Here is a 457-nt window from a genome sequence, read left to right as displayed (position 1 = left end):
TTCCATCTCGGCGACCTTCGAAGGTGGTGCGGGCGATGATGTGTACATCCTCAATACGGGTAACGCGACGGTCATCGAGCAGGTGGGCGGCGGCAATGACGAAGTGCGCACCAACTACGGCGTGATAGGCCTGAACGCCAACGTTGAGCGTCTGACCTATACCGGTACCGGCGCGTTCACCGGTTACGGCAACGCCAGCGACAACATCATTACTGGCGGCATCGGCAACGACACCCTGTTTGGTGGTGACGGCGCTGACCAGTTTATCGGCGGTGCCGGTTTCGACGTTGCGGGCTACACCGACAGCACCGTCGGCGTGACCGTCAACCTGAAGACCGGCGTGCACAGCGGTATTGCCACCGGTGATACCTTCGTCGACATCGAAAGCCTGCGTGGTTCGAACTTCAACGATACGTTTGTCGCTGATAGCCGGGCGATTGCCTTTGATGGCGGCACG

The 457-nt window shown here is 60.0% G+C and carries 1 pseudogene; it reads left to right on the top strand.

The annotated features are described in order from the left end of the window. Positions 1 to 457, top strand: a pseudogene (locus L8H52_RS30335) (calcium-binding protein); the annotation flags it as partial.

The sequence above is a fragment of the Pseudomonas sp. CROZ-RG-20F-R04-15 genome (assembly GCF_022662375.1).
Classification (GTDB): domain Bacteria; phylum Pseudomonadota; class Gammaproteobacteria; order Pseudomonadales; family Pseudomonadaceae; genus Aquipseudomonas.
The sequence above is the reverse complement of the archived record's forward strand: the minus strand, read 5'-3'. Positions and strand labels throughout refer to the sequence as shown.